Here is a 20596-nt window from a genome sequence, read left to right on the forward strand (position 1 = left end):
AATAGCACGTGGAGCATGATGGAAGCTCGCGTCGAAGGAGGGCGAGCGCGAGTTTATCAAGCCTGTGGCAGAGCGCTTTCTGTGAAGCAACAACAATCGAATGTGGAAGCGGACTTGCTCGCGAAAGCGGTGTATCAGTCAAACATGTAGGGGCTGGCGCACCGGTTTCGCGAGCAAGTCGAATCGTCGCACCGCCGCTCCCACATTTGACCGAGTCCAACTTTTGGAACGCGGACAAATGTGGGAGCGGCGGTGCGACGATTCGACTTGCTCGCGAAGAGGCCCTCAAAGCCGCTGAAAATCCAACGCCCTATGGCAGCAGAATGGTCGACCCAGTCGTGCGCCGCGCCGACAACTCTGCCTGAGCCTTCGCCGCATCCCCCAACGAAAACCGTTGGTTAATATCAATCTGCAGCTTCCCGCTGATGATCATCGAAAACAGATCATCCGCCATCGCCTGCAGGTTTTCCGGGTTGTTGGCATAGGTCGCCAATGTCGGCCGGGTCACATACAGCGAGCCCTTGGCCGCCAGAATCCCCAGGTTGACCCCATCCACCGCCCCCGAAGCATTACCAAAACTCACCACCAATCCGCGTGGCGCAACGCTATCCAAGGAGGTGAGCCAGGTGTCCTTGCCTACGCCGTCGTACACCACTGGGCACTTCTTGCCGTCAGTCAGTTCCAGCACGCGTTGTGCGACATTTTCCTTGCTGTAGTCGATGGTTTCCCAGGCGCCGAGGGATTTGGCCAGCGCCGCTTTTTCCGGCGAACTCACGGTACCGATCAGCTTCACGCCCAAGGCCTTGGCCCATTGGCAAGCCAGGGAGCCGACGCCACCGGCAGCGGCGTGGAACAGAATGGTTTCGCCGCCTTTCAACTCATAGGTCTGGCGCAACAGGTACTGCACCGTCAGGCCCTTGAGCATCGCGCCGGCGGCTTGTTCGAAGCTGATGTCGTCCGGCAGGTGCACCAGGTTGGCAGCCGGCAACACATGCAATTCGCTGTAGGCACCCAGCGGGCCGCTGCCGTAGGCCACGCGATCGCCGACCTTGAATTGAGTGACTTCGCTGCCCACCGCATCAACCACGCCGGCACCTTCTGCGCCCAGGCCCGACGGCAAGGCCGGTGGTGCATATAGGCCGCTGCGGAAATAGGTGTCGATGAAGTTCAGGCCAATGGCCTTGTTCTGCACGCGAACCTGCTGCGGGCCGGGTTCTGCCGGGGTGTAGTCCACATACTCAAGCACTTCGGGGCCGCCATGGGCACGGAACTGGATACGTTTGGCCATCTGCACTCTCCTTAAGTCATTTCGCGTAGCCCCCTATCGGACTCCTAAGCTTGATCTTCGTCAACTGTGGCAGCAGTGGGTGCAGTGGTATCCTGTGCGCCCATTTGCCGCCGATGCCCAATGGCCTCGTGTAGCGTTGCCCGATTCAAGGTGATGTCATGACTACCCGCACCGAGGCTGTCAAAGCCTACCTGCTTGACCTGCAAGACCGCATTTGCAGCGCCCTGGAAACCTTCGAGACGGACACTCGCTTCATCGAAGACGCCTGGACCCGGCCTGCCGGCGGCGGCGGTCGCACCCGTGTGATCGAAAACGGTTCGGTAATCGAGAAAGGCGGCGTTAACTTTTCCCACGTGTTTGGCAGCGGCCTCCCACCGTCCGCCAGTGCCCATCGCCCGGAATTGGCCGGTCGCGGTTTTGAAGCCCTCGGCGTGTCGCTGGTGATCCACCCGCACAACCCGCATGTGCCGACTTCCCACGCCAATGTGCGTTTTTTCATCGCTGAAAAAGAAGGCGAAGAGCCGGTGTGGTGGTTTGGCGGCGGCTTCGACCTGACGCCCTACTACGGCAACGAAGAAGACTGCATCCACTGGCACCGCGTCGCCGAACAGGCCTGCGCGCCGTTTGGCCCGGACGTTTATTCACGCTACAAGGCCTGGTGCGACACCTACTTCCACATCAAGCACCGCAACGAACCGCGTGGCATCGGCGGTTTGTTCTTCGATGATTTGAACGAGTGGGACTTCGACACCAGTTTCGCCTTCATGCGCGCCATTGGCGACGCCTACATCGACGCCTATCTGCCAATCGTCCAGCGCCGCAAGGCCATGGCCTATACCCAGCAGCAGCGCGAATTCCAGGAATTCCGCCGTGGCCGCTACGTCGAGTTCAACCTGGTCTACGACCGTGGCACTTTGTTTGGCCTGCAATCGGGCGGGCGTACCGAGTCGATCCTGATGTCGCTGCCACCACAAGTGCGCTGGAGCTATGACTGGAAAGCCGCCCCCGACAGCGAAGAAGCGCGCCTAACCGACTACTTCCTGCAAGACCGCGACTGGCTGGGTGTGCTGCCCAAGGCGGCGGTCTGATGGATCGTTATGTCGTCTTCGGCAACCCCATCGGCCACAGCAAGTCGCCGCTGATTCACCGTCTGTTCGCCGAACAGACCGGCGAGCAACTGGACTACAGCACCTTGCTCGCGCCGTTGGAGGATTTCACCGGCTGTGCAAAAGCATTTTTCGCACAAGGCCGTGGCGCCAACGTCACCGTACCGTTCAAGGAAGAGGCCTATCGCCTGGCCAATACCCTGACCGAACGCGCCCAACGGGCCGGCGCGGTGAATACCCTGAGCAAGCTCGGCGATGGCAGCCTGTTGGGAGACAACACCGACGGCGCCGGCCTGGTGCGGGATTTGACGGTGAATGCCGGGTTCAGCCTGCAAGGCAAACGTATCCTGCTGCTGGGTGCCGGTGGTGCGGTGCGCGGCGCGTTGGAGCCGTTGCTGGCTGAGCAGCCGGCTTCGCTGATCATTGCCAATCGCACCGTGGAAAAAGCGGAATTGCTCGCCGAGCTGTTCGACGATCTCGGCCCGGTGTCCGCCAGCGGTTTCGACTGGCTGCGTGAACCGGTGGACCTGATCATTAATGCCACGTCCGCCAGCCTGTCAGGCGATGTACCGCCGATTGCCGGCAGCCTGATCGAACCCGGAAAGACTTTTTGCTACGACATGATGTACGGCAAAGAGCCTACGGCTTTCTGCCGCTGGGCCAGTGAGCAGGGCGCGGCGGTGGCAATGGATGGCCTGGGGATGCTGGTGGAACAGGCCGCGGAAGCGTTCTTCCTGTGGCGCGGCGTTCGACCGGACTCCGCGCCGGTGCTGGCTGAATTGCGTAGCCAACTGGCCTGACGCAATCCAAATGTGGGAGCGGGCTTGCTCGCGAATGCGGTGGATCAGTCGATACATACGGCGACTGTCACACCGCATTCGCGAGCAAGCCCGCTCCCACAGCTTCAACCGCATTCAGTCTTCGAAATGGATGGGGCATTGGTCGGCCCCTTCCAATTTCTTCAATTCCTCCACCACCTGTGGCCGGGCCTTGCGCAACGCCAGGCTGCGCCCCACTCCATTCAATCGGCGCGCCTCCTGGTGCAGCATCTCCACCCCGGAATAGTCGATGAAGTTGATCTGCTGCGCCTCGATCACCACCCGCTGGCCGTGCAGGCTTTGCAGCCGCACCTGCAGGTAATGGCTGGCGCCGAAAAAGATCGACCCGCCGACCCGCAGCACATCGTCCTCTCCGTCACGCCATTGCTGGACCCGCGGCTGTGAGGTGCGCTTGAGGTAGAAAAACAGCGACGCCAGCACACCGGCGTAAATGGCCGTTTGCAACTCCAGCAACAGCGTGGCGATGCAGGTCAGGCTCATCACCACGAACTCTGCGCGGCTGACCCGGAACAGCGCCCGAATACCACGATGGTCGACCAACCCCCAGCAAATCAGCAGGATGCTGGCGGCCATGCTCGGGATCGGGATATGCGCGATCAATGCCGCACCGAACAGCGCGAACAACGCCACCCACAATGCGGAAAACACCCCCGCCAGCGGCGAACAGGCGCCTGCCTCATAACTCAGGCCCGACCGTGTGAAGGAACCCGCCGACAAGTACCCGGAGAAAAATCCGCCGACAATGTTGGATAAACCCTGGGCGCGAACTTCCTGATTTGCATCGAGCAACTGTTGGGAGCGGGCCGACAGTGAGCGCGCAATCGACAGGCTGGTCACCAGCCCCAGCATGCCCACCGCCACGGCACTCGGCAGCAGGCGCAGGACCATGTCCAGGTCCATCGGCAGCGGGCTGAACGGTGGCAGCTTGCCGACAAATGAACTGACCCGCGCCACCTCCCCGAACATCGTCGGCCACAGCCACGGGATGAGGCTGCCCAGGGCCAGCGCGATCAACAGGGTTGGCCAGCGCGGTACCCAGAGTTTCAGCAGCACCCCCACCAGCAAGGTGCCGAGCCCGAGCACCAGTGAAGGACGATTCCACTCCCCGGCATGGTTGATCAGCGCCAGCAGACTGTTGATCGCCGTGGCCTGGCTGGGCAGGTCCAGCCCCAGCAGGTTGGGCAGTTGGCCCAGGGCGATCACCACCGCAGCGCCGAGGGTGAAGCCGAGCACCACTGAATGCGAGACGAAATTCACCAGGGCGCCGAAGCGCAGCATGCCCAACAGCCATTGGAAGACGCCGGCCAGGAATGTCAGCAACAGGATGAGTGTGATGTAGTCCTGGGAGCCGGGCACGGCCAACGGGCTGACGCTGGCGTACAGCACGATAGAGATGGCTGCCGTGGGGCCGCAGATCAGGTGCCAGGAAGAACCCCACAAGCAGGCGATCAATACCGGGATGATCGCGGCGTACAGACCATACTCCGGTGGGAGACCGGCGATCAGCGCGTAGGCAATGGACTGGGGTAATGCCAGGACTGCACCGCTCAGGCCAACGATTGCATCTCGCCCGACGCTGGCGCGGGTTTGGCGCGGGAGCCAGCTGAGGAAGGGGAAGAGTGTATGGCGGTTGGGCCAGGGCATTGGAAACTCGGTTGAAGAGGTTTGAATCAGAGTATCAGGCTCATGATGATCGTTCCCACGCTCTGCGTGGGAATGCCGTCCTGGACGCTCTGCGTCCGCTCTTGAGTCGTGACGCGCAGCGTCACCGGATGCGTTCCCACGCAGAGCGTGGGAACGATCAGTGCATCAGAGTTTGGCTTTTACAGCGGCCAGTGCATCCTGGCCGTCCACGGTTTTAACCCCGTCCAGCCACTTGTCCAGCACCGCCGGGTTCGCCTTGATCCACGCCTTCGCCGCGTCCGCATTACTGACCTTCTTGTTCACCACCTCAGCCATGATGGCGTTCTCCATCTCCTGGGTGAAACTCAGGTTGGTCAGCAATTTCCCCACATTCGCGCACGCCTGTGCATAGCCCTTGCGGGTCAACGTATACACGCTGCCGGTGTCACCAAAGTACTTCTCCCCACCCTTGAGGTAATGCATCTTCAACTGCACGTTCATCGGGTGCGGCGTCCAGCCGAGGAAGGTCACGAACTTCTGCTTTTTCACCGCCCGGGACACTTCGGCCAGCATCGCCTGTTCACTGGACTCGATCAGCTTCCACTGGCCCAGGTCGAAGTCGTTTTTCTTGATGATTTCCTGCAACGAGAGATTCGCCGGCGCACCCGAACCGATGCCGTAGATCTTCTTGTCGAACTTGTCGGCAAACTTGTTCAGGTCGGCAAAGTCATGCACCCCGGCGTCCCAGACATAGTCCGGCACGGCCAGGGTGAACTCGGTGCCGTCAAGGTTCTTCGCCAGTTGCACCACATCGCCATTGGCCACGAACTTGTCGTAGAAGCCTTGCTGCGCCGGCATCCAGTTACCCAGGAACACATCCACCTGGCCGTCCTTGAGCCCGCCAAAGGTGATCGGCACCGCAAGGGTATCAACCTTGGCCTTGTAGCCCATGCCGTTCAACAGGAAACCGGTAATGGCATTGGTGGCGGCGATATCGCTCCAGCCCGGATCGGCCATCTTCACGGTGTCGCAGCTGGTGTCCGCGTAGACGCCGGCACTGCTCAATGCCAGCAGCGCAACGCTCAACACGGTGGATAACTTTTGCATGGCCTTCCCCTCAGTTTTATTGGTTTTGGCAGGGTTGTGGAAAACGTGCCTTGCGCTCCAGATCGTCGAGGTCGATGTGGTTGCGCATGTATTGCTGACTGGCGTCTACCAGTGGCTGGTGGTCCCAGCTCTTCAGCTTGCCCTGGGTCAGCGCCTCGAACACCAGGCGGCGACGGCGTTGGCTGGCGAGCACCTGCTGGTGGATCGCAGGGATGTCCCATTTGGCCCGCGCTTCATGCAAAAACGCCTCGAACAGTGGCCGGTGTTCCGGTGACTGGCTGAGGTCCTCCCGCTCGTGCGGGTCGTTGTGCACATCGAACAATAGGCAAGGATCGTCCTCGCTGTAGATGAACTTGTAGGCGCCACGGCGAATCATCATCAGCGGGCTGATGGTGCCCTCGGCCATGTACTCACCGAACACTTCGTCGTGCCCGCCCTGCCCTTGCAGGTGAGGCACCAGCGAGCGGCCGTCCAGCGCCAGCCTCGGGTCCAGCTCGCCGCCGGCCAGTTCCACCAGGGTAGGCAGCAGGTCGGCGGTGGACACGGCGGCGGTCACCCGGCCGGCCGCAAACTGCCCCGGCGCGCTGATCAGCAGCGGCACCCGGGCGGCCATTTCAAACCAGTGCATTTTGTACCAGAGCCCGCGTTCGCCGAGCATGTCGCCGTGGTCGCCGGAGAAGATGATGATGGTGTCGTCGGCCAGGCCCGTGTCTTCCAGGGTTTGCAGGAGCTTGCCGACGTTGCTGTCGATGTAGCTGCACGCGCCGAAGTAAGCGCGGCGTGCATCGCGGATCTTGTTCAGCGGCAGCGGCTTGTCCCACAGGTCATAGACCTTGAGCAGGCGCTGGGAGTGAGGGTCGAGGTCAGCCTGTGGCGGTGTTGCAGGCAGCGGAATGTCGTTGTCGTCGTACAGGTCCCAGAACGGTTTGGGAATGGTGTAAGGGTCGTGTGGGTGAGTCATCGACACGGTCAGGCAGAACGGCTGGTCGCCATCCTCGCGGATATGGTCGAACAGGTACTGCTGGGCCTTGAACACCACCTCTTCGTCGAAATCCAGCTGGTTGGTGCGCACGCACGGCCCGGCCTGCAGCACCGACGCCATGTTGTGGTACCAGGAGGGGCGCACGTCCGGCTCATCCCAGTTCACGGCCCAGCCATAGTCGGCCGGGTAGATGTCACTGGTCAGGCGTTCTTCATAGCCGTGGAGCTGGTCGGGGCCGCAAAAATGCATCTTGCCCGACAGCGCGGTGCGGTAGCCGAGGCGGCGCAGGTAGTGGGCATAGGTCGGCACGTCGGCGGGGAAATCGGCCGCGTTGTCGTAGGCGCCGATCTTGCTCGGCAACTGCCCACTCACCAGGGTAAAGCGCGATGGCGCACACAGCGGACTGTTGCAGTAAGCGGCGTCGAACACCACGCCCTCAGCGGCGAGGCGACTCAAGTTTGGCAGTTTGATAGGCGAAGGACCGTAGAACGGAAGCATCGGCGCGGCCATTTGATCGGCCATGATAAAAAGAATGTTCTTGCGCTTCATGGTTTCGCGGCATTCCATAGTCGATGTTTATGCGAATGAGCATGCAGGCCATGGAAATTGTGGTAAAGCCCATGAGAAGCAATGTCTAGGATAAGCCCAGCTTATGTATGAATCCCTCGGTCACCTGTCACTCGACCTGCTGCGTGCCTTTGAATCCGCAGCGCGCCAACGCAGCTTTACGGCAGCGGCGATGGAGTTGGGCACCACCCAGCCGGCCATCAGCCAGCAGATCAAGCGCCTGGAAGAACAGCTGAAGGTGCGCCTGTTTGATCGCATCTACCGTGGCATCGAGCTGACCGACGCGGGCGCCTTGTTATTCGAGCAGGTACAGGCCGGTTTGCAGAGCATCAACCAGGGCCTGAGCGCGATTGCCGAGCAGGACCAGCATGAAGTCCTGCAGGTGGCGACCGACTTTGCCTTCGCCGCGTATTGGCTGATGCCACGCCTGCATCGTTTCCATGAAGCCAACCCGCAGGTGGACGTGAGCCTGGTCACCAGCGAGCGTAACCACGCCACGTTGCGCAGCGATATCGACGTAGCGGTGCTGTTCGGTGACGGCCGCTTCAAACAGGGCGACAGCCTGTGGCTGTTCAACGAGGAAGTGTTCCCGGTGTGCAGCCCGCAGCTACTCCAGGACCGAGTCGCGCCACTGTCGGTGCAGAGCCTGCTGGAGTTCCCCTTGCTGCACCTGCGCCAGCAAAACAACAACCAGTGGTTCGACTGGAGCGGGGTGTTTCGCGAACTGGGCATCACCACTGCGCCCACCCCGGGCCAACTGCGTTTCGACAATTACACGCTGTTGATCCAGGCCGCGATCGCGGGCCAGGGCGTGGCCATCGGCTGGCGTAACCTTGTGGATAACCTGCTGGAGCAAAAATGGCTGTGCCGGCCGATTGGCGACACGGTGATCTCGCGCTTCGGCTATTACGTGGTGCTGCCCCAGCGCAAACGCCGCAGCCAGTTGATCGAGCGTTTCGTCGACTGGCTGATGACCGAACAGGCCAGCAGCGCACAATCGCTGACCGGTCTGGCCCTGCCGTCCATTGCGGTCTAGGATTTGCCGATCAATGAGCCCGGAGCCTGTCATGCAACGTATCAAGGGCTACCACGCCCATATCTATTTCGACGCCAACACCATCGACCAGGCGCGCAAACTCTGCGAAGACGCCGCGCAATTGTTTCCGCTGCGCATGGGCCGCGTGCATGAACGCCCGGTGGGCCCGCACCCGGACTGGAGCTGCCAGCTGGCATTCGAACCTGAATACATCGGCGTCGTGCTGCCTTGGCTGGCCCTCAACCGCAACGGCCTGGTGGTGTTCCTGCACCCGACCACCGGTGATGACCTCAAGGACCACACCGAACACGCGATCTGGATGGGGGCGATGCGCACGCTGGATCTGTCAATATTTTAAGCCTTCAATTTCCCTATATATGGGACTGATATTTATATATTGAGACTTTGCCGGTCTTGGGTTTATATTCGCCTCATCCGCTCAGAACACTCAGGTGAAGCGATGCAGGCGCAATTGATCGCGCTCGATTGGGGAACCAGTTCCCTTCGTGCTTACAAGCTCGGCCCGGCAGGCGTCGTGATCGAACGGCGCACCTTGGCGTCGGGGATCATGCACCTGCCGACCGAAGCCCGGGAAATAGCCGGTGTTCGCTGCAGCAACGGGTTCGAGCTGGCATTCGACGCAGCCTGCGGTGACTGGCTCGACACCCAGCCCGACCTTCCCGTTATCGCCTGCGGCATGGTCGGCAGCGCCCAGGGTTGGAGCGAAGCGGCTTACCGCGACACCCCGGCCGACGTCTCTACCCTCGGCCAGGCGCTGCATGTGGTGCGCAGCCTGCGGGGCGCAGCGGTGCACATCGTGCCCGGCGTGATTCAACGCGGCGCGTTGCCCAATGTGATGCGCGGTGAAGAAACCCAGGTGCTCGGCGTGCTGCAAAGCCTGGCTGCCCATACCGGGCGCGACGTATTGATCGGCCTGCCGGGCAGCCATTCCAAGTGGGTGGAGGTGGTGGAAGGCTGCATCACTCACTTCGATACTTTCATGACCGGCGAGTTGTTCGCCGTGCTCAGTCAACACAGCATTCTGGGGCGCACCCAGCGCCCTTCCGAACAGTTTCAGGTGGCCGCTTTTGATCGCGGTGTTCAGGTTGCGCTGTCGGCAGACGGCCAAACGGGCCTGTTGTCGAACTTGTTCAGCGCACGCTCCCTGGGATTGACCGGCGAGCTGGCGCCTGACGAGCAACCGGACTATCTGTCCGGGCTGTTGATCGGCCACGAACTGACCGGCCTGTGCACTCGCAAGCCCAGCCAGCAGCGCGACATCGTCCTGGTCGGCACACCCCAACTCTGCACCCGCTACCAGCGTGCACTCCAACTCTGTGGCTTCCCCCACGTGACCCTGGCGCAGGAGGCTACCGAGCGTGGCCTTTGGCAGCTGGCCATGGCGGCGGGGCTGCTGCCTGCAACCTGACGAGAGGCCCGACATGCTCAAGCAAGCACTGACACACAACGGTTTGATCGCGATCCTGCGCGGCCTGCGACCGGAGGAGGCGCTGGCGATCGGCGAGGTGTTGTACACGGCGGGCTTCAGGGTGATCGAAGTGCCGCTGAACTCGCCGGATCCTTATTCCAGCATCCGCATCCTACGGGACAGCCTGCCCGCCGATTGCCTGATCGGCGCCGGCACGGTGCTGACCCCGGAACAGGTCGATCAAGTCAAAGCCGCCGGCGGCCAGGTGATCGTCATGCCCCATAGCGATGCCAAGGTGCTGCGGGCCGCCAAGGCCGCGGGCCTGTATCTGTCGCCGGGTGTGGCCACGCCCACCGAAGCGTTTGCCGCGCTGGCCGAAGGCGCCGACGTGCTGAAGCTGTTCCCGGCCGAGCAAATGGGCCCGGCGGTGGTCAAGGCCTGGCTCGCAGTACTGCCCGCCGGCACCGTGCTGCTGCCGGTGGGCGGCATCACCCCGGACAACATGCAGGTATTTTTCGACGCGGGCGTCAAAGGCTTCGGCCTGGGCTCCGGGTTATTCAAGCCGGGCATGAGCGTCGCCCAAGTGGCGAGCAACGCCCAGGCCTACGTCGCGGCCTGGCATGCCTTGGGCTGATCAGCGTTCTCCATCTACAAGAGAGATAAGAAGATGAAAATCACCAAACTGACCACCTTCATCGTCCCGCCGCGCTGGTGCTTCCTCAAGGTTGAAACCGACCAGGGCGTGACTGGTTGGGGCGAGCCCGTTGTCGAGGGCCGCGCCCATACCGTGGCTGCCGCGGTCGAAGAATTGTCCGACTACTTGATCGGCAAGGACCCACGCAATATCGAAGACATCTGGACCGTGCTCTATCGCGGCGGTTTCTACCGTGGCGGCGCGATCCATATGAGCGCTCTCGCCGGTATCGACCAGGCGCTGTGGGACATCAAGGGCAAGGCCCTCGGCGTGTCGGTCAGCGACCTGCTAGGTGGCCAGGTGCGCGACAAGATCCGCGTGTATTCATGGATTGGTGGCGACCGCCCGGCCGACACTGCCCGCGCCGCCAAGGAAGCCGTGGCCCGTGGTTTTACCGCGGTGAAAATGAACGGCACCGAAGAGCTGCAATTTCTCGACAGCTTCGAAAAAGTCGACCAGGCCCTGGCCAACGTCGCCGCCGTGCGGGATGCGGTCGGTCCGAACGTCGGCATCGGCGTCGACTTCCATGGCCGGGTGCACAAACCCATGGCCAAGGTGCTGATGAAGGAACTCGACCCCTACAAACTGATGTTTATCGAAGAGCCGGTGCTCAGCGAAAACTACGAAGCGCTCAAAGAGCTGGCGCCGCTCACCAGCACCCCGATTGCCCTCGGCGAGCGCCTGTTCTCGCGCTGGGACTTCAAGCGCGTGCTCAGCGAAGGCTACGTCGACATCATCCAGCCGGATGCTTCCCACGCCGGCGGTATCACCGAAACCCGCAAGATTGCCAACATGGCCGAAGCTTACGACGTGGCCCTTGCCCTGCACTGCCCGCTCGGCCCGATTGCCCTGGCAGCGTGCCTGCAGCTGGATGCGGTTTGCTACAACGCGTTCATCCAGGAACAGAGCCTGGGCATTCACTACAACGAGAGCAATGACCTGCTGGATTACGTGCGCGATCCGGGTGTTTTCGACTACGACCAGGGCTTTGTGAAAATCCCCAATGGGCCAGGCCTGGGCATCGAGATCAACGAGGAATACGTGATCGAACGCGCGGCCATCGGGCATCGCTGGCGCAATCCGATCTGGCGGCATGCCGACGGCAGCTTCGCGGAGTGGTAAACACCGCGAATTTGAGGTGAAAACCCGATCAATTTGGGAGCGGGCTTGCTCGCGAAGGCGGAGTGTCAGTCAACACATCCGCTGCAGGTAGACCGCTTTCGCGAGCAAGCCCGCTCCCACATTTGATTCGGTTTCTTCAGTAAGACCTGTCCTCAATAACCATAAGAAGAGGCAACCCCCATGCAATCCGAGTCCTTCACCGGGCAGGCTTCTTTAGTCACGCCCAGCCGAAAGCGTTTCTTCATCATGGTGCTGCTGTTCATCACCGTGGTGATCAACTACCTGGACCGCAGCAACCTGTCGATTGCCGCTCCGGCCCTGACCAGCGAGCTGGGGATCGACCCGGTGCATGTCGGGTTGATCTTCTCCGCGTTCGGCTGGACCTACGCGGCCATGCAGATTCCCGGCGGCTGGCTGGTGGACCGGGTGCCGCCGCGCATTCTCTACAGCGTCGCCCTGCTGCTGTGGTCGGTGGCCACGGTGATGCTCGGTTTCGCCGCCAGCTTCATCGCGCTGTTCGTATTGCGCATGGCGGTGGGCGCCCTGGAGGCCCCGGCCTACCCGATCAACAGCCGCGTGGTCACCACTTGGTTCCCCGAGCGTGAACGGGCCACGGCGATCGGCGTTTATACCTCCGGGCAATTTGTCGGGCTGGCGTTTCTCACGCCGGTGTTGGCCTGGCTGCAACACACTTTTGGCTGGCATATGGTGTTTGTCGCCACCGGCGGCGTGGGCATTGTGTGGGCGTTGATCTGGTACGCGGTGTACCGCGAGCCACGGGATTTCAAAGGCGCGAATGCGGCGGAAATCGAGCTGATCCGCGAAGGCGGCGGGTTGGTGGACATCCAGGCGCAGGCGGCCAAGGCACCGTTCAGCTGGGTCGACCTCGGCATCGTGTTGAGCAAGCGCAAGCTGTGGGGGATCTACCTGGGGCAGTTCTGCCTGAATTCCACGTTGTGGTTTTTCCTGACGTGGTTTCCCACCTACCTGGTGAAATATCGCGGCATGGACTTCATCAAGTCCGGCCTGCTGGCGTCGCTGCCGTTTCTGGCGGCGTTTGTCGGGGTGCTGTGTTCGGGGCTGTTTTCCGATTGGCTGATTCGCCGGGGAGCGTCCGTGGGGTTTGCGCGCAAGTTGCCGATCATTGGCGGGCTGTTGATTTCCACGGCGATCATCGGCGCCAACTTTGTTGATTCCACGGCGTGGGTGATTGCGTTTCTGGCGGTGGCATTTTTCGGCAATGGTCTGGCGTCGATCACCTGGTCATTGGTGTCGACCCTGGCGCCGGCAAGGCTGCTGGGGCTGACCGGAGGGGTGTTCAACTTCATCGGCAATCTGTCGGCGATTACCACGCCGATCGTGATTGGCTTTCTGGCGACAGGGGATTCGTTTGCACCGGCGATTACGTATATCGCGGTGCTGGCGTTGTTGGGTGCGTTGTCCTACATCTTGTTGGTCGGCAAGGTCGAGCGTATCGAGATTTAGGCGACTGCTGCGGCGAGGGGGCTTGCTGTGGCGAGGGAGCTCCCTCACCACAAAAGCAGTGCGGCTCTAGTACAGCGCGCCATCCAGAATCTGATAGACGATGCTGGTGCCAACGGCGATCAACACGATGTCCCCGCCCGAACGGCGCCATTCATAACCAGGGTATTGCGGCAGATGGCCCAGCGCCCGTGGGTCCAGACGCTCACCATAGTAGTTTGGCGGCAGACGCTGGCCGCGCACCAGGTGGATGCCGGGAGGCGGCGGCGCGCCACGGCGGAAGTCGCCATGGTTGTCGCGGATGACCTGTCTCACAGGACCAAAGTCCTGAGGCGGCCCGCCACGGTGGTTGTCCTGCGGCCCGCGATGGTCATCGCCACGTTGATCGTGCTGGCCCTGTGGGCCACCACGGTCAGGTCCGCCACCCTGATCATAGGGCGCAGCTTGGACCAGGGCGCTGGCGCCAAGCACCAGCACGCCTACACCTGCAATCAAACGTTTGGGGATTTTCATGGGGCTGTTTCCTCAGTACTGCACGAACAAAAAAGGGATTTCGAACCGGGTTCGAAATCCCTTGGTCTTGTTAGCTTAGGTGCTGATTTGCCAGCATGATTCCTCTGTATCAGGAACTTTACCTACCGCTTACGAGCCGCTTACTTACGGGCGTTGCGTACACCTTCCGACAGCGCCGAGCACAGGGTCAATACACCGTCGATGGCCTGTTGATCATTGCTGGCGTTGGCGATGTGGTCGATCAGTGCCGACCCCACCACCACACCGTCTGCCAAGCGGGCGATTGCAGCGGCCTGCTCCGGGGTGCGTATGCCGAAACCGATGCTGATCGGCAGGTCGGTATGCCGACGTAGACGGGTCACGGCCTCTTCGACGTGTTCCAGGGTCGCGGCGCCGGCACCGGTCACACCGGCCACCGAGACGTAGTACACAAACCCTGAGCTGCCGTTGAGCACGGTCGGCAGGCGCGCGTCGTCGGTGGTCGGCGTGGTCAGGCGGATAAAGTCGATACCGGCAGCCTGGGCCGGGTCGCACAGCTCGCCGTTATGTTCCGGCGGCATGTCGACCACGATCAGGCCGTCGACGCCGGCTTCTTTCGCATCGCTGATGAAGCGTGGCACGCCGTACATGTGGATCGGGTTGAAGTAGCCCATCAGCACCAGCGGCGTGTCGCTGTTGCCCTCGCGGAACTCGCGAACCATTTGCAGGGTTTTCGTGAGGTTCTGCTTGGCGGTCAGTGCGCGGATGTTGGCCAGTTGAATGGCCGGGCCATCGGCCATCGGGTCGGTGAACGGCATGCCCAGCTCGATTACATCGGCGCCGGCCGCCGGCAAGCCCTTGAGGATCGCCAGCGAGGTGTCATAACCCGGGTCACCGGCGGTGACGAAGGTCACCAGGGCGGCGCGGTTTTGTTCTTTCAGTTGCGCAAAACGTGTTTGCAGGCGGCTCATCAGTGTTTCTCCTGCTGGGACTGTTCCATGTGGTGCATCACGGTTTGCATGTCTTTGTCGCCACGGCCGGACAGGTTGACCACCATCAGGTGATCTTTCGGTAAGGTCGGCGCGCGCTTGAACACTTCGGCCAAGGCGTGGGCGCTTTCCAGTGCAGGAATAATCCCTTCCAGGCGGCAGCATTTGTGAAAGGCGTCGAGGGCTTCGTCGTCGGTCACCGAGGTGTACTGGACGCGGCCGATGTCGTGCAACCAGGCGTGTTCAGGGCCGATGCCCGGGTAGTCGAGGCCCGCGGAGATCGAGTGGGCGTCGATGATCTGGCCATCGTCGTCCTGCAACAGGAAGGTACGGTTGCCGTGGAGCACACCCGGTACGCCGCCGTTGAGGCTGGCCGCGTGTTTGCCGGTCTCGATGCCGTAGCCGGCCGCTTCAACGCCGATGATCTCGACGCTGGTGTCATCCAGGAACGGGTGGAACAGGCCCATGGCATTGGAACCGCCGCCGATGCACGCCACCAGGCTGTCGGGCAGACGGCCTTCCTGGGCCTGCAGTTGGGTACGGGTTTCCTTGCCGATCACGGCCTGGAAGTCGCGAACCATGGCTGGGTACGGGTGCGGACCGGCCACGGTGCCGATCAGGTAGAAGGTGCTGTCGACGTTGGTGACCCAGTCACGCAGCGCTTCGTTCATCGCGTCTTTCAGGGTGCCGGTACCGGCGACTACCGGGATCACTTCAGCGCCCAGCAGCTTCATGCGAAATACGTTGGCCTGCTGGCGCTCGATGTCGGTGGTGCCCATGTAGATCACGCATTGCAGGCCGAAACGCGCGGCGACGGTGGCCGTGGCCACACCGTGCATGCCGGCGCCGGTCTCGGCGATGATGCGTTTTTTACCCATGCGCCGCGCCAGCAGGATCTGGCCGATGCAGTTGTTGATCTTGTGGGCGCCGGTGTGGTTCAGCTCTTCGCGCTTGAGGTAGATCTTGGCGCCACCGCAGAACTCGGTCAGGCGCTCGGCGAAGTACAGCGGGCTTGGGCGTCCGACGTAGTCGCGCTGGAAGTAGGCCAGTTCTTCGTTGAAGGCCGGATCGATCTTGGCCGCTTCGTATTCGCGGGCCAGGTCAAGGATCAACGGCATCAGGGTTTCCGCCACGTAGCGGCCGCCGAACGAACCAAACAGGCCATTGGCATCCGGGCCGTTGCGTAAATCGGTCTGGGTCTGAGTCATGGGACGCTCCAGGTAGAAAATGTGTAAGAGGCAATGACGGTCACTCTACCCCTGACGCTTCCGCGTGAAAACCGATAAGATCGCCACAACCTGTCAGGAAAACTCACAGATGAGCCGAGACCTCCCACCGCTGAATGCCTTGCGCGCTTTTGAGGCGACTGCGCGCCTGAACAGCGTTAGCCAGGCCGCTGAGCAACTGCACGTGACCCATGGTGCGGTCAGCCGGCAGCTGAAGGTGTTGGAAGAACACCTTGGTGTAAGCCTGTTCGCCAAGGACGGGCGCGGCCTCAAACTCACAGATTCCGGCATTCGCCTGCGAGATGCGAGTTTCGAGGCCTTCGAGCGACTGAGGGACACTTGCGCCGAGCTCACGCAAAGCAGTGCCGATGCGCCGTTTGTGCTCGGCTGCTCCGGCAGCCTGCTGGCGCGCTGGTTTATTCCGCGTCTGGGGCGCCTGAACGCCGAGTTGCCGGATTTGCGCCTGCATCTGTCGGCGGGTGAAGGCGATCTTGACCCGCGTCGCCCCGGCCTGGACGCGCTGCTGGTGTTCGCCGAACCCCCATGGCCGGCGGATATGCAGGTGTACGAATTGGCCAGCGAACGCATCGGCCCGGTCATGAGCCCGCGTTTTGCCCATTACGAGCGATTGCGCCAGGCGCCTCCCGAGGCGCTGCTGAATGAGGCCCTGTTGCACACTACCTCACGCCCGCAAGCCTGGCCCAGCTGGGCGCAGCACCATGGGATCGACGCTGGCGCGTTGAAGTACGGTCAGGGGTTTGAGCATTTGTATTATTTGCTGGAGGCGGCGGTGGCCGGGCTGGGGGTAGCAATTGCGCCTGAGCCGCTGGTGGCAGAGGACCTGCGAGCGGGTCGCCTGGTTGCGCCGTGGGGTTTCAGTGAAACCCCGGCGCAACTGGCGTTGTGGCTACCCAAGCGCGCCGCAGATGGGCGCGCCGGGCAACTGGCGCAGTGGCTCAAGGCTGAGCTTGCGCGCCAGGACGTTTAGTCGCCGCGTTTGCACAGCAAGTAGGCCGCCAGCAGACCCAGCGCGCCGACGGCAACACCGGCGGTAGTCCATGGATGCTCTTGCGCGTAGTCCCGTGTTGCAACACCGGTTTCGCGGATTTTGACTTTGCTTTCTTCGTAGGCATCGCTGATCAGGTGGCGGGAATGCTTGAGAGCGTTCTCGGCATTGCTTTTCAGGGCCTTCAGGGTTTTGCGCGACTCGTCAGACGCATCGTCCTTGAGGCTTTCCAAAGATTTGAGCAGGCTCGAAATCTCGGCTTCCATGCTTTCCAATGACGCTTTGCGTAAAGAGGTGTTGGCCATGTGGGCTCTCCTGGAGTGATTGAGTGGCGTGTGTTGTTTCCGACTGCGGCGGTTTCAGAAAGTGCAGTAAATCTGAACTTTCACATCGCAATAGCCGCCAGAAGCAGTACGAGAATTCACTGCTAGTCTTGATTAACGACCCCAGGAGAAAAACTTATGAGTGATCATCACACCTACAAGAAAGTCGAACTGGTGGGCTCTTCCGCGACCAGCATCGAGGAGGCCATCAACAATGCCCTGGCTGAAGCCAGCAAGAGCATCAAGCACTTGGAGTGGTTTGAAGTGACCGAAACCCGTGGCCACATCAAGGACGGCAAGGCTGCGCATTTCCAGGTCACCCTCAAGGTGGGGTTCCGAATTGCCAGTAGTTGATTGAGCCGGTTGAACTTGCGCGCTGGCCGATTGCCATAAACTCCGCTACAACCTTTAGGCACGTCGACGTGACGAGCGGCGACGTGCTTCCTTTCGATCAACCCAAGGAAGTGACGGATGAAGAACTTTTTGTTGGCGGTAGGTTTGTTGAGCATTGCGGGCACGGCCCTGGCGGCGGGCAAGCCTTGTGAAGAGCTGAAAAGCGAGATTGCGGCGAAAATCGACGCTAAAGGCGCTTCGGGCTACTCCCTGGAAATCGTGGACAAAGGTGCTGCACCTAGTGACCACACGGTTGTCGGCAGTTGTGAAGCCGGTACCAAGGAAATCGCCTACAAGCGCGGGTGATCCCGTGTTGCAGACGTAAAAAACCGACGCGAGTGCGTCGGTTTTTTTTTTGCCTGCGATCCCTCGCTCCGCGTGGGAATGAAGCCTGGGATGCTCTGCGTCCCGCCTCACTCCTGGATTCAGCCCTTCATGACCTGCGCCAGCAGCTCGTAGGAATGAATCCGGTCGGCATGCTCGTACAGGTCACAGGTGAAGATCAGCTCATCCGCGCCGGTCTGCTCCACCAGCACTTCCAGCTTGGCGCGGATCTTCTGCGGGCTGCCCACCATGGCCAGGCCGAGGAAACTGCCCACGGCGTCTTTCTCATGGGGCAGCCACAGGCCGTCCATGGTTTTGACCGGCGGGCGCTGCACCAGGCTTTGCCCACGCATCAGCGCGAGAATTCGCTGGTACACCGAGGTGGCCAGGTAGTCGGCTTGCTCATCGGTGTCGGCGGCCACCAGCGGGATGCCGAGCATCACATAGGGCTTGTCCAGCACAGCCGAAGGCTTGAAGTGGTTGCGATAGACGCGAATCGCTTCATGCATCAGGCGCGGTGCGAAATGCGAGGCAAAGGCGTAAGGCAAACCGCGCTCGCCTGCCAGTTGTGCACTGAACAGGCTTGAGCCCAGCAGCCACACAGGCACATTGGTGCCCGTGCCGGGTACGGCGATCACGCGCTGGTCCGGAGTGCGCGGGCCGAGGTAGGCCATCAGTTCAGCCACGTCTTCCGGGAAGTCATCGGCGCTGCCGGAGCGTTCACGACGCAGCGCGCGGGCGGTCATCTGGTCGGAGCCTGGTGCGCGGCCAAGGCCCAGGTCGATGCGGCCCGGGTACAGGCTTTCCAGGGTGCCGAACTGCTCGGCGATCACCAGCGGTGCGTGGTTGGGCAGCATCACGCCACCGGAACCGACACGGATCGTCGAGGTGCCGCCGGCCAGGTAACCCAGCAATACCGAGGTCGCCGAGCTGGCGATGCCGTCCATATTGTGGTGTTCGGCGACCCAGAAACGGTTGTAGCCGAATTTTTCCACGTGCTGGGCCAGGTCCAGGGAATTGCGCAGCGACTGCGCCGGGCTGCCGTTGGCGCGCACGGGCACGAGGTCGAGGGTCGAGAACTTTACGTCGGACAGCGATTTCATAAGCCTGCTTCTCCAATGGGGGCGCAGGCTTCTTAGACGAACCAAAACCTGCCGCTTCATGTGCATGTCCTATGCAATGAGGGCATATACCCGAGATTCAATAGCGATGGTGAAATTTCCTACTTAATCGCTAGGTTTCTCCGACAAGATGAACTTTGCCGTGGCGTCTATCCTCAGAACCCTTACTGACGCAAAACCACCGTTCGAGGAGACCGCTATGAGTATTGTTAAAAAAGCATCCGCGCATTGGGAAGGCGACCTGAAGACTGGCCTGGGTTCCATTTCCACCGAAACCGGCGTTCTGCGTGAAGCGCCTTACGGCTTCAAGGCCCGTTTCGAAGGTGGCAAGGGCACCAACCCTGAAGAACTGATCGGCGCAGCCCATGCCGGTTGTTTCTCCATGGCGTTTTCCATGATTCTCGGCGATGCCGGGCTCAAGGCCGACAGCATCGACACCCAGGCCGAAGTGACCCTGGACCAAGTGGACGGTGGCTTTGCGATTACTGCCGTGCACCTGACCCTCAAGGCGAAGATCCCGGGCGCCAGCCAGGCGCAGTTCGATGAGCTGAGCAAAAAGGCCAAGGAAGGATGCCCCGTGTCCAAGGTACTGAATGCAACCATTACCCTGGATGGCACGCTGGTTAGTTGATGCAACCCCCTTGCAGGGGTGAGCTTGCTCGCCCCTGCAGGTGCAAATGTGGTCGAATAGCCGATTGCAGACTCAGCGCACACCCGTGCGCGTGCATTCAGGGAGCTTCACACATGAAACGTATTGCCTTGGCGGTTATCTGCTGTGCACTGGCCACGTCGGCGCTGGCGGCGCCAAAAGATTGTGAAGAGCTCAGGAAGGAGATCGAGGTCAAAATCCAGGCGAATGCCGTTCCGTCCTACACCCTCGAAATCGTCACCAAGGAAGAAGCTGACAAGCACGACAGCGCCATGGTTGTCGGCAGCTGTGAGAATGGCACCAAAGCCATCGTCTACCAGAAGAACAACGACTGATCAGATGCAGTTGACGCTACGTTCTTCGGCCAGCAATTGACCCGCTTTGTTGTACAGCCGGATATTCGGGTTGTAGCCCAGTGAGCGCCCTTCCAGGCGATAGCGCTGGCCCGCCTCGAAACGGTCGTATTGCAGGGTCATGAAGCAGGTACGGTCAGTGGTTTGGCCAAACCCGCCGAAACTGCCGCCGGTAGGCACCTCGAAATCAAAACGTACCATCAGCTCATGGCTGCCAGGCGGCACCTGGAAGAAGCGCCCGTCGTTCAGGTTTTTCCCGTCCAGGCGTTGCGCCATTACCAGCTTGGCGCCGGGTGTCGGGGTAGCGAAGTCGACCCAGGCCTGGTGTGGATCAACCGGCGGTAGTGGCGTCGACGCACAGGCACTGAGAAAAATCGCGGCGACGGGAAGCAGTAGCTGACGCATGTTAAGCACTCAACTGTAGGAATGGTTTTTTGAACGGCTG

At 61.3% G+C, this 20596-nt stretch carries 23 protein-coding genes; 13 read left to right on the forward strand and 10 right to left on the reverse strand.

Going from position 1 to position 20596, the window contains the following annotated elements:
• Positions 1-310 precede the first annotated feature (310 nt).
• Positions 311-1288: an NADPH:quinone reductase gene (locus tag HX786_RS02775; protein WP_008439566.1), complete on the reverse strand. Its 978-nt coding sequence runs from the start codon at positions 1286-1288 to the stop codon at positions 311-313.
• 158 nt (positions 1289-1446) lie between these two features.
• Between HX786_RS02775 and hemF the strand changes: the two genes are divergently transcribed.
• Together hemF and aroE are read left to right on the forward strand one after the other, a co-directional pair.
• Positions 1447-2376, forward strand: a complete 930-nt coding sequence (hemF, locus tag HX786_RS02780) for an oxygen-dependent coproporphyrinogen oxidase (protein ID WP_178911694.1) — start codon at positions 1447-1449, stop codon at positions 2374-2376.
• The gene (aroE, locus tag HX786_RS02785) at positions 2376-3194 is read left to right on the forward strand and encodes a shikimate dehydrogenase (protein ID WP_102367811.1); all 819 of its coding nucleotides are present in this window, start codon (positions 2376-2378) and stop codon (positions 3192-3194) included. Before hemF ends, aroE begins: the two co-directional genes overlap by 1 nt.
• A 114-nt stretch (positions 3195-3308) precedes the next feature.
• Here aroE and HX786_RS02790 read toward each other — a convergent pair whose 3' ends face one another.
• The 3 genes from HX786_RS02790 to betC all read right to left on the reverse strand — a co-directional run bounded on the left by HX786_RS02790 (position 3309) and on the right by betC (position 7494).
• Positions 3309-4877, reverse strand: a complete 1569-nt coding sequence (locus HX786_RS02790; RefSeq protein ID WP_178911695.1) for a SulP family inorganic anion transporter — start codon at positions 4875-4877, stop codon at positions 3309-3311.
• 165 nt (positions 4878-5042) lie between these two features.
• Positions 5043-5963 carry a choline ABC transporter substrate-binding protein gene (gene choX, locus HX786_RS02795; RefSeq protein ID WP_178911696.1) on the reverse strand — a complete coding sequence of 307 codons (921 nt, stop codon included), beginning with the start codon at positions 5961-5963 and terminating at the stop codon, positions 5043-5045.
• A gap of 16 nt (positions 5964-5979) precedes the next feature.
• Entirely contained in the window at positions 5980-7494 is a 1515-nt protein-coding gene (gene betC, locus HX786_RS02800) for a choline-sulfatase (RefSeq protein ID WP_178911697.1), read from the reverse strand.
• Between the two features lie 103 nt (positions 7495-7597).
• On the opposite strand from betC, the gene HX786_RS02805 reads away from it, so the two are divergent.
• From HX786_RS02805 to HX786_RS02830, 6 genes are all read left to right on the forward strand, one after another.
• The gene (locus HX786_RS02805; protein WP_178911698.1) at positions 7598-8548 is read left to right on the forward strand and encodes a LysR family transcriptional regulator; all 951 of its coding nucleotides are present in this window, start codon (positions 7598-7600) and stop codon (positions 8546-8548) included.
• Between the two features lie 31 nt (positions 8549-8579).
• The gene (locus tag HX786_RS02810; protein ID WP_003213639.1) at positions 8580-8906 is read left to right on the forward strand and encodes a DOPA 4,5-dioxygenase family protein; all 327 of its coding nucleotides are present in this window, start codon (positions 8580-8582) and stop codon (positions 8904-8906) included.
• Positions 8907-9008: 102 nt separating this feature from the next.
• Positions 9009-9977, forward strand: coding sequence for a 2-dehydro-3-deoxygalactonokinase (locus HX786_RS02815; protein ID WP_178911699.1), 969 nt, complete (start codon positions 9009-9011; stop codon positions 9975-9977).
• 13 nt (positions 9978-9990) lie between these two features.
• On the forward strand, positions 9991-10611 hold the full coding sequence (locus HX786_RS02820; protein WP_003213643.1) for a 2-dehydro-3-deoxy-6-phosphogalactonate aldolase: 621 nt from the start codon (positions 9991-9993) through the stop codon (positions 10609-10611).
• A gap of 33 nt (positions 10612-10644) precedes the next feature.
• The gene (dgoD, locus tag HX786_RS02825; protein ID WP_003213645.1) at positions 10645-11793 is read left to right on the forward strand and encodes a galactonate dehydratase; all 1149 of its coding nucleotides are present in this window, start codon (positions 10645-10647) and stop codon (positions 11791-11793) included.
• 180 nt (positions 11794-11973) lie between these two features.
• Entirely contained in the window at positions 11974-13278 is a 1305-nt protein-coding gene (locus HX786_RS02830; protein ID WP_003213647.1) for an MFS transporter, read from the forward strand.
• A gap of 66 nt (positions 13279-13344) precedes the next feature.
• Here HX786_RS02830 and HX786_RS02835 read toward each other — a convergent pair whose 3' ends face one another.
• From HX786_RS02835 to trpB, 3 genes are all read right to left on the reverse strand, one after another.
• Complete coding sequence (locus tag HX786_RS02835) at positions 13345-13788, reverse strand: anti-virulence regulator CigR family protein (protein ID WP_003214903.1); 444 nt, start codon at positions 13786-13788, stop codon at positions 13345-13347.
• A gap of 140 nt (positions 13789-13928) precedes the next feature.
• On the reverse strand, positions 13929-14738 hold the full coding sequence (gene trpA, locus HX786_RS02840) for a tryptophan synthase subunit alpha (protein WP_003214901.1): 810 nt from the start codon (positions 14736-14738) through the stop codon (positions 13929-13931).
• Positions 14738-15964 (reverse strand): tryptophan synthase subunit beta, encoded by a 1227-nt coding sequence (gene trpB / locus HX786_RS02845; RefSeq protein ID WP_010168558.1) that lies wholly within the window; start codon positions 15962-15964, stop codon positions 14738-14740. The genes trpA and trpB overlap by 1 nt, the downstream gene beginning before the upstream one ends.
• A gap of 109 nt (positions 15965-16073) precedes the next feature.
• Here trpB and HX786_RS02850 point away from each other — a divergent pair, with 109 nt between their 5' ends.
• Positions 16074-16970: a LysR family transcriptional regulator gene (locus tag HX786_RS02850; RefSeq protein ID WP_177022427.1), complete on the forward strand. Its 897-nt coding sequence runs from the start codon at positions 16074-16076 to the stop codon at positions 16968-16970.
• Here the strand turns inward: HX786_RS02850 and HX786_RS02855 are convergent.
• On the reverse strand, positions 16967-17293 hold the full coding sequence (locus tag HX786_RS02855) for a YqjD family protein (RefSeq protein WP_003170746.1): 327 nt from the start codon (positions 17291-17293) through the stop codon (positions 16967-16969). The two genes, HX786_RS02850 and HX786_RS02855, sit on opposite strands and share 4 nt — an antisense overlap.
• Before the next feature lie 156 nt (positions 17294-17449).
• On the opposite strand from HX786_RS02855, the gene HX786_RS02860 reads away from it, so the two are divergent.
• Positions 17450-17665: a dodecin gene (locus HX786_RS02860; RefSeq protein ID WP_008439585.1), complete on the forward strand. Its 216-nt coding sequence runs from the start codon at positions 17450-17452 to the stop codon at positions 17663-17665.
• 117 nt (positions 17666-17782) lie between these two features.
• Complete coding sequence (locus HX786_RS02865; RefSeq protein ID WP_003214893.1) at positions 17783-18010, forward strand: DUF1161 domain-containing protein; 228 nt, start codon at positions 17783-17785, stop codon at positions 18008-18010.
• 119 nt (positions 18011-18129) lie between these two features.
• On the opposite strand, the gene HX786_RS02870 is transcribed toward HX786_RS02865, so the two are convergent.
• Positions 18130-19131: an LLM class flavin-dependent oxidoreductase gene (locus HX786_RS02870; RefSeq protein ID WP_087694564.1), complete on the reverse strand. Its 1002-nt coding sequence runs from the start codon at positions 19129-19131 to the stop codon at positions 18130-18132.
• A gap of 217 nt (positions 19132-19348) precedes the next feature.
• Here HX786_RS02870 and HX786_RS02875 point away from each other — a divergent pair, with 217 nt between their 5' ends.
• Both HX786_RS02875 and HX786_RS02880 read left to right on the forward strand, forming a co-directional pair.
• Positions 19349-19780 carry an OsmC family protein gene (locus tag HX786_RS02875; RefSeq protein ID WP_008439587.1) on the forward strand — a complete coding sequence of 144 codons (432 nt, stop codon included), beginning with the start codon at positions 19349-19351 and terminating at the stop codon, positions 19778-19780.
• Positions 19781-19893: 113 nt separating this feature from the next.
• The gene (locus tag HX786_RS02880) at positions 19894-20133 is read left to right on the forward strand and encodes a DUF1161 domain-containing protein (protein ID WP_003214887.1); all 240 of its coding nucleotides are present in this window, start codon (positions 19894-19896) and stop codon (positions 20131-20133) included.
• Here the strand turns inward: HX786_RS02880 and HX786_RS02885 are convergent, their stop codons facing one another.
• Positions 20134-20556 (reverse strand): hypothetical protein, encoded by a 423-nt coding sequence (locus tag HX786_RS02885; protein ID WP_032899915.1) that lies wholly within the window; start codon positions 20554-20556, stop codon positions 20134-20136.
• Positions 20557-20596: the final 40 nt, after the last annotated feature.

Source organism: Pseudomonas sp. 21615526 (assembly GCF_013386245.1).
Taxonomy (GTDB): domain Bacteria; phylum Pseudomonadota; class Gammaproteobacteria; order Pseudomonadales; family Pseudomonadaceae; genus Aquipseudomonas.

Coding starts and splice junctions, on each gene's coding strand:
- HX786_RS02775 (WP_008439566.1), bottom strand. CDS start 1,288: ATGGCCAAACGTATCCAGTTCCGTGCCCATGGCGGCCCCGAAGTGCTT.
- hemF (WP_178911694.1), top strand. CDS start 1,447: ATGACTACCCGCACCGAGGCTGTCAAAGCCTACCTGCTTGACCTGCAA.
- aroE (WP_102367811.1), top strand. CDS start 2,376: ATGGATCGTTATGTCGTCTTCGGCAACCCCATCGGCCACAGCAAGTCG.
- HX786_RS02790 (WP_178911695.1), bottom strand. CDS start 4,877: ATGCCCTGGCCCAACCGCCATACACTCTTCCCCTTCCTCAGCTGGCTC.
- choX (WP_178911696.1), bottom strand. CDS start 5,963: ATGCAAAAGTTATCCACCGTGTTGAGCGTTGCGCTGCTGGCATTGAGC.
- betC (WP_178911697.1), bottom strand. CDS start 7,494: ATGAAGCGCAAGAACATTCTTTTTATCATGGCCGATCAAATGGCCGCG.
- HX786_RS02805 (WP_178911698.1), top strand. CDS start 7,598: ATGTATGAATCCCTCGGTCACCTGTCACTCGACCTGCTGCGTGCCTTT.
- HX786_RS02810 (WP_003213639.1), top strand. CDS start 8,580: ATGCAACGTATCAAGGGCTACCACGCCCATATCTATTTCGACGCCAAC.
- HX786_RS02815 (WP_178911699.1), top strand. CDS start 9,009: ATGCAGGCGCAATTGATCGCGCTCGATTGGGGAACCAGTTCCCTTCGT.
- HX786_RS02820 (WP_003213643.1), top strand. CDS start 9,991: ATGCTCAAGCAAGCACTGACACACAACGGTTTGATCGCGATCCTGCGC.
- dgoD (WP_003213645.1), top strand. CDS start 10,645: ATGAAAATCACCAAACTGACCACCTTCATCGTCCCGCCGCGCTGGTGC.
- HX786_RS02830 (WP_003213647.1), top strand. CDS start 11,974: ATGCAATCCGAGTCCTTCACCGGGCAGGCTTCTTTAGTCACGCCCAGC.
- HX786_RS02835 (WP_003214903.1), bottom strand. CDS start 13,788: ATGAAAATCCCCAAACGTTTGATTGCAGGTGTAGGCGTGCTGGTGCTT.
- trpA (WP_003214901.1), bottom strand. CDS start 14,738: ATGAGCCGCCTGCAAACACGTTTTGCGCAACTGAAAGAACAAAACCGC.
- trpB (WP_010168558.1), bottom strand. CDS start 15,964: ATGACTCAGACCCAGACCGATTTACGCAACGGCCCGGATGCCAATGGC.
- HX786_RS02850 (WP_177022427.1), top strand. CDS start 16,074: ATGAGCCGAGACCTCCCACCGCTGAATGCCTTGCGCGCTTTTGAGGCG.
- HX786_RS02855 (WP_003170746.1), bottom strand. CDS start 17,293: ATGGCCAACACCTCTTTACGCAAAGCGTCATTGGAAAGCATGGAAGCC.
- HX786_RS02860 (WP_008439585.1), top strand. CDS start 17,450: ATGAGTGATCATCACACCTACAAGAAAGTCGAACTGGTGGGCTCTTCC.
- HX786_RS02865 (WP_003214893.1), top strand. CDS start 17,783: ATGAAGAACTTTTTGTTGGCGGTAGGTTTGTTGAGCATTGCGGGCACG.
- HX786_RS02870 (WP_087694564.1), bottom strand. CDS start 19,131: ATGAAATCGCTGTCCGACGTAAAGTTCTCGACCCTCGACCTCGTGCCC.
- HX786_RS02875 (WP_008439587.1), top strand. CDS start 19,349: ATGAGTATTGTTAAAAAAGCATCCGCGCATTGGGAAGGCGACCTGAAG.
- HX786_RS02880 (WP_003214887.1), top strand. CDS start 19,894: ATGAAACGTATTGCCTTGGCGGTTATCTGCTGTGCACTGGCCACGTCG.
- HX786_RS02885 (WP_032899915.1), bottom strand. CDS start 20,556: ATGCGTCAGCTACTGCTTCCCGTCGCCGCGATTTTTCTCAGTGCCTGT.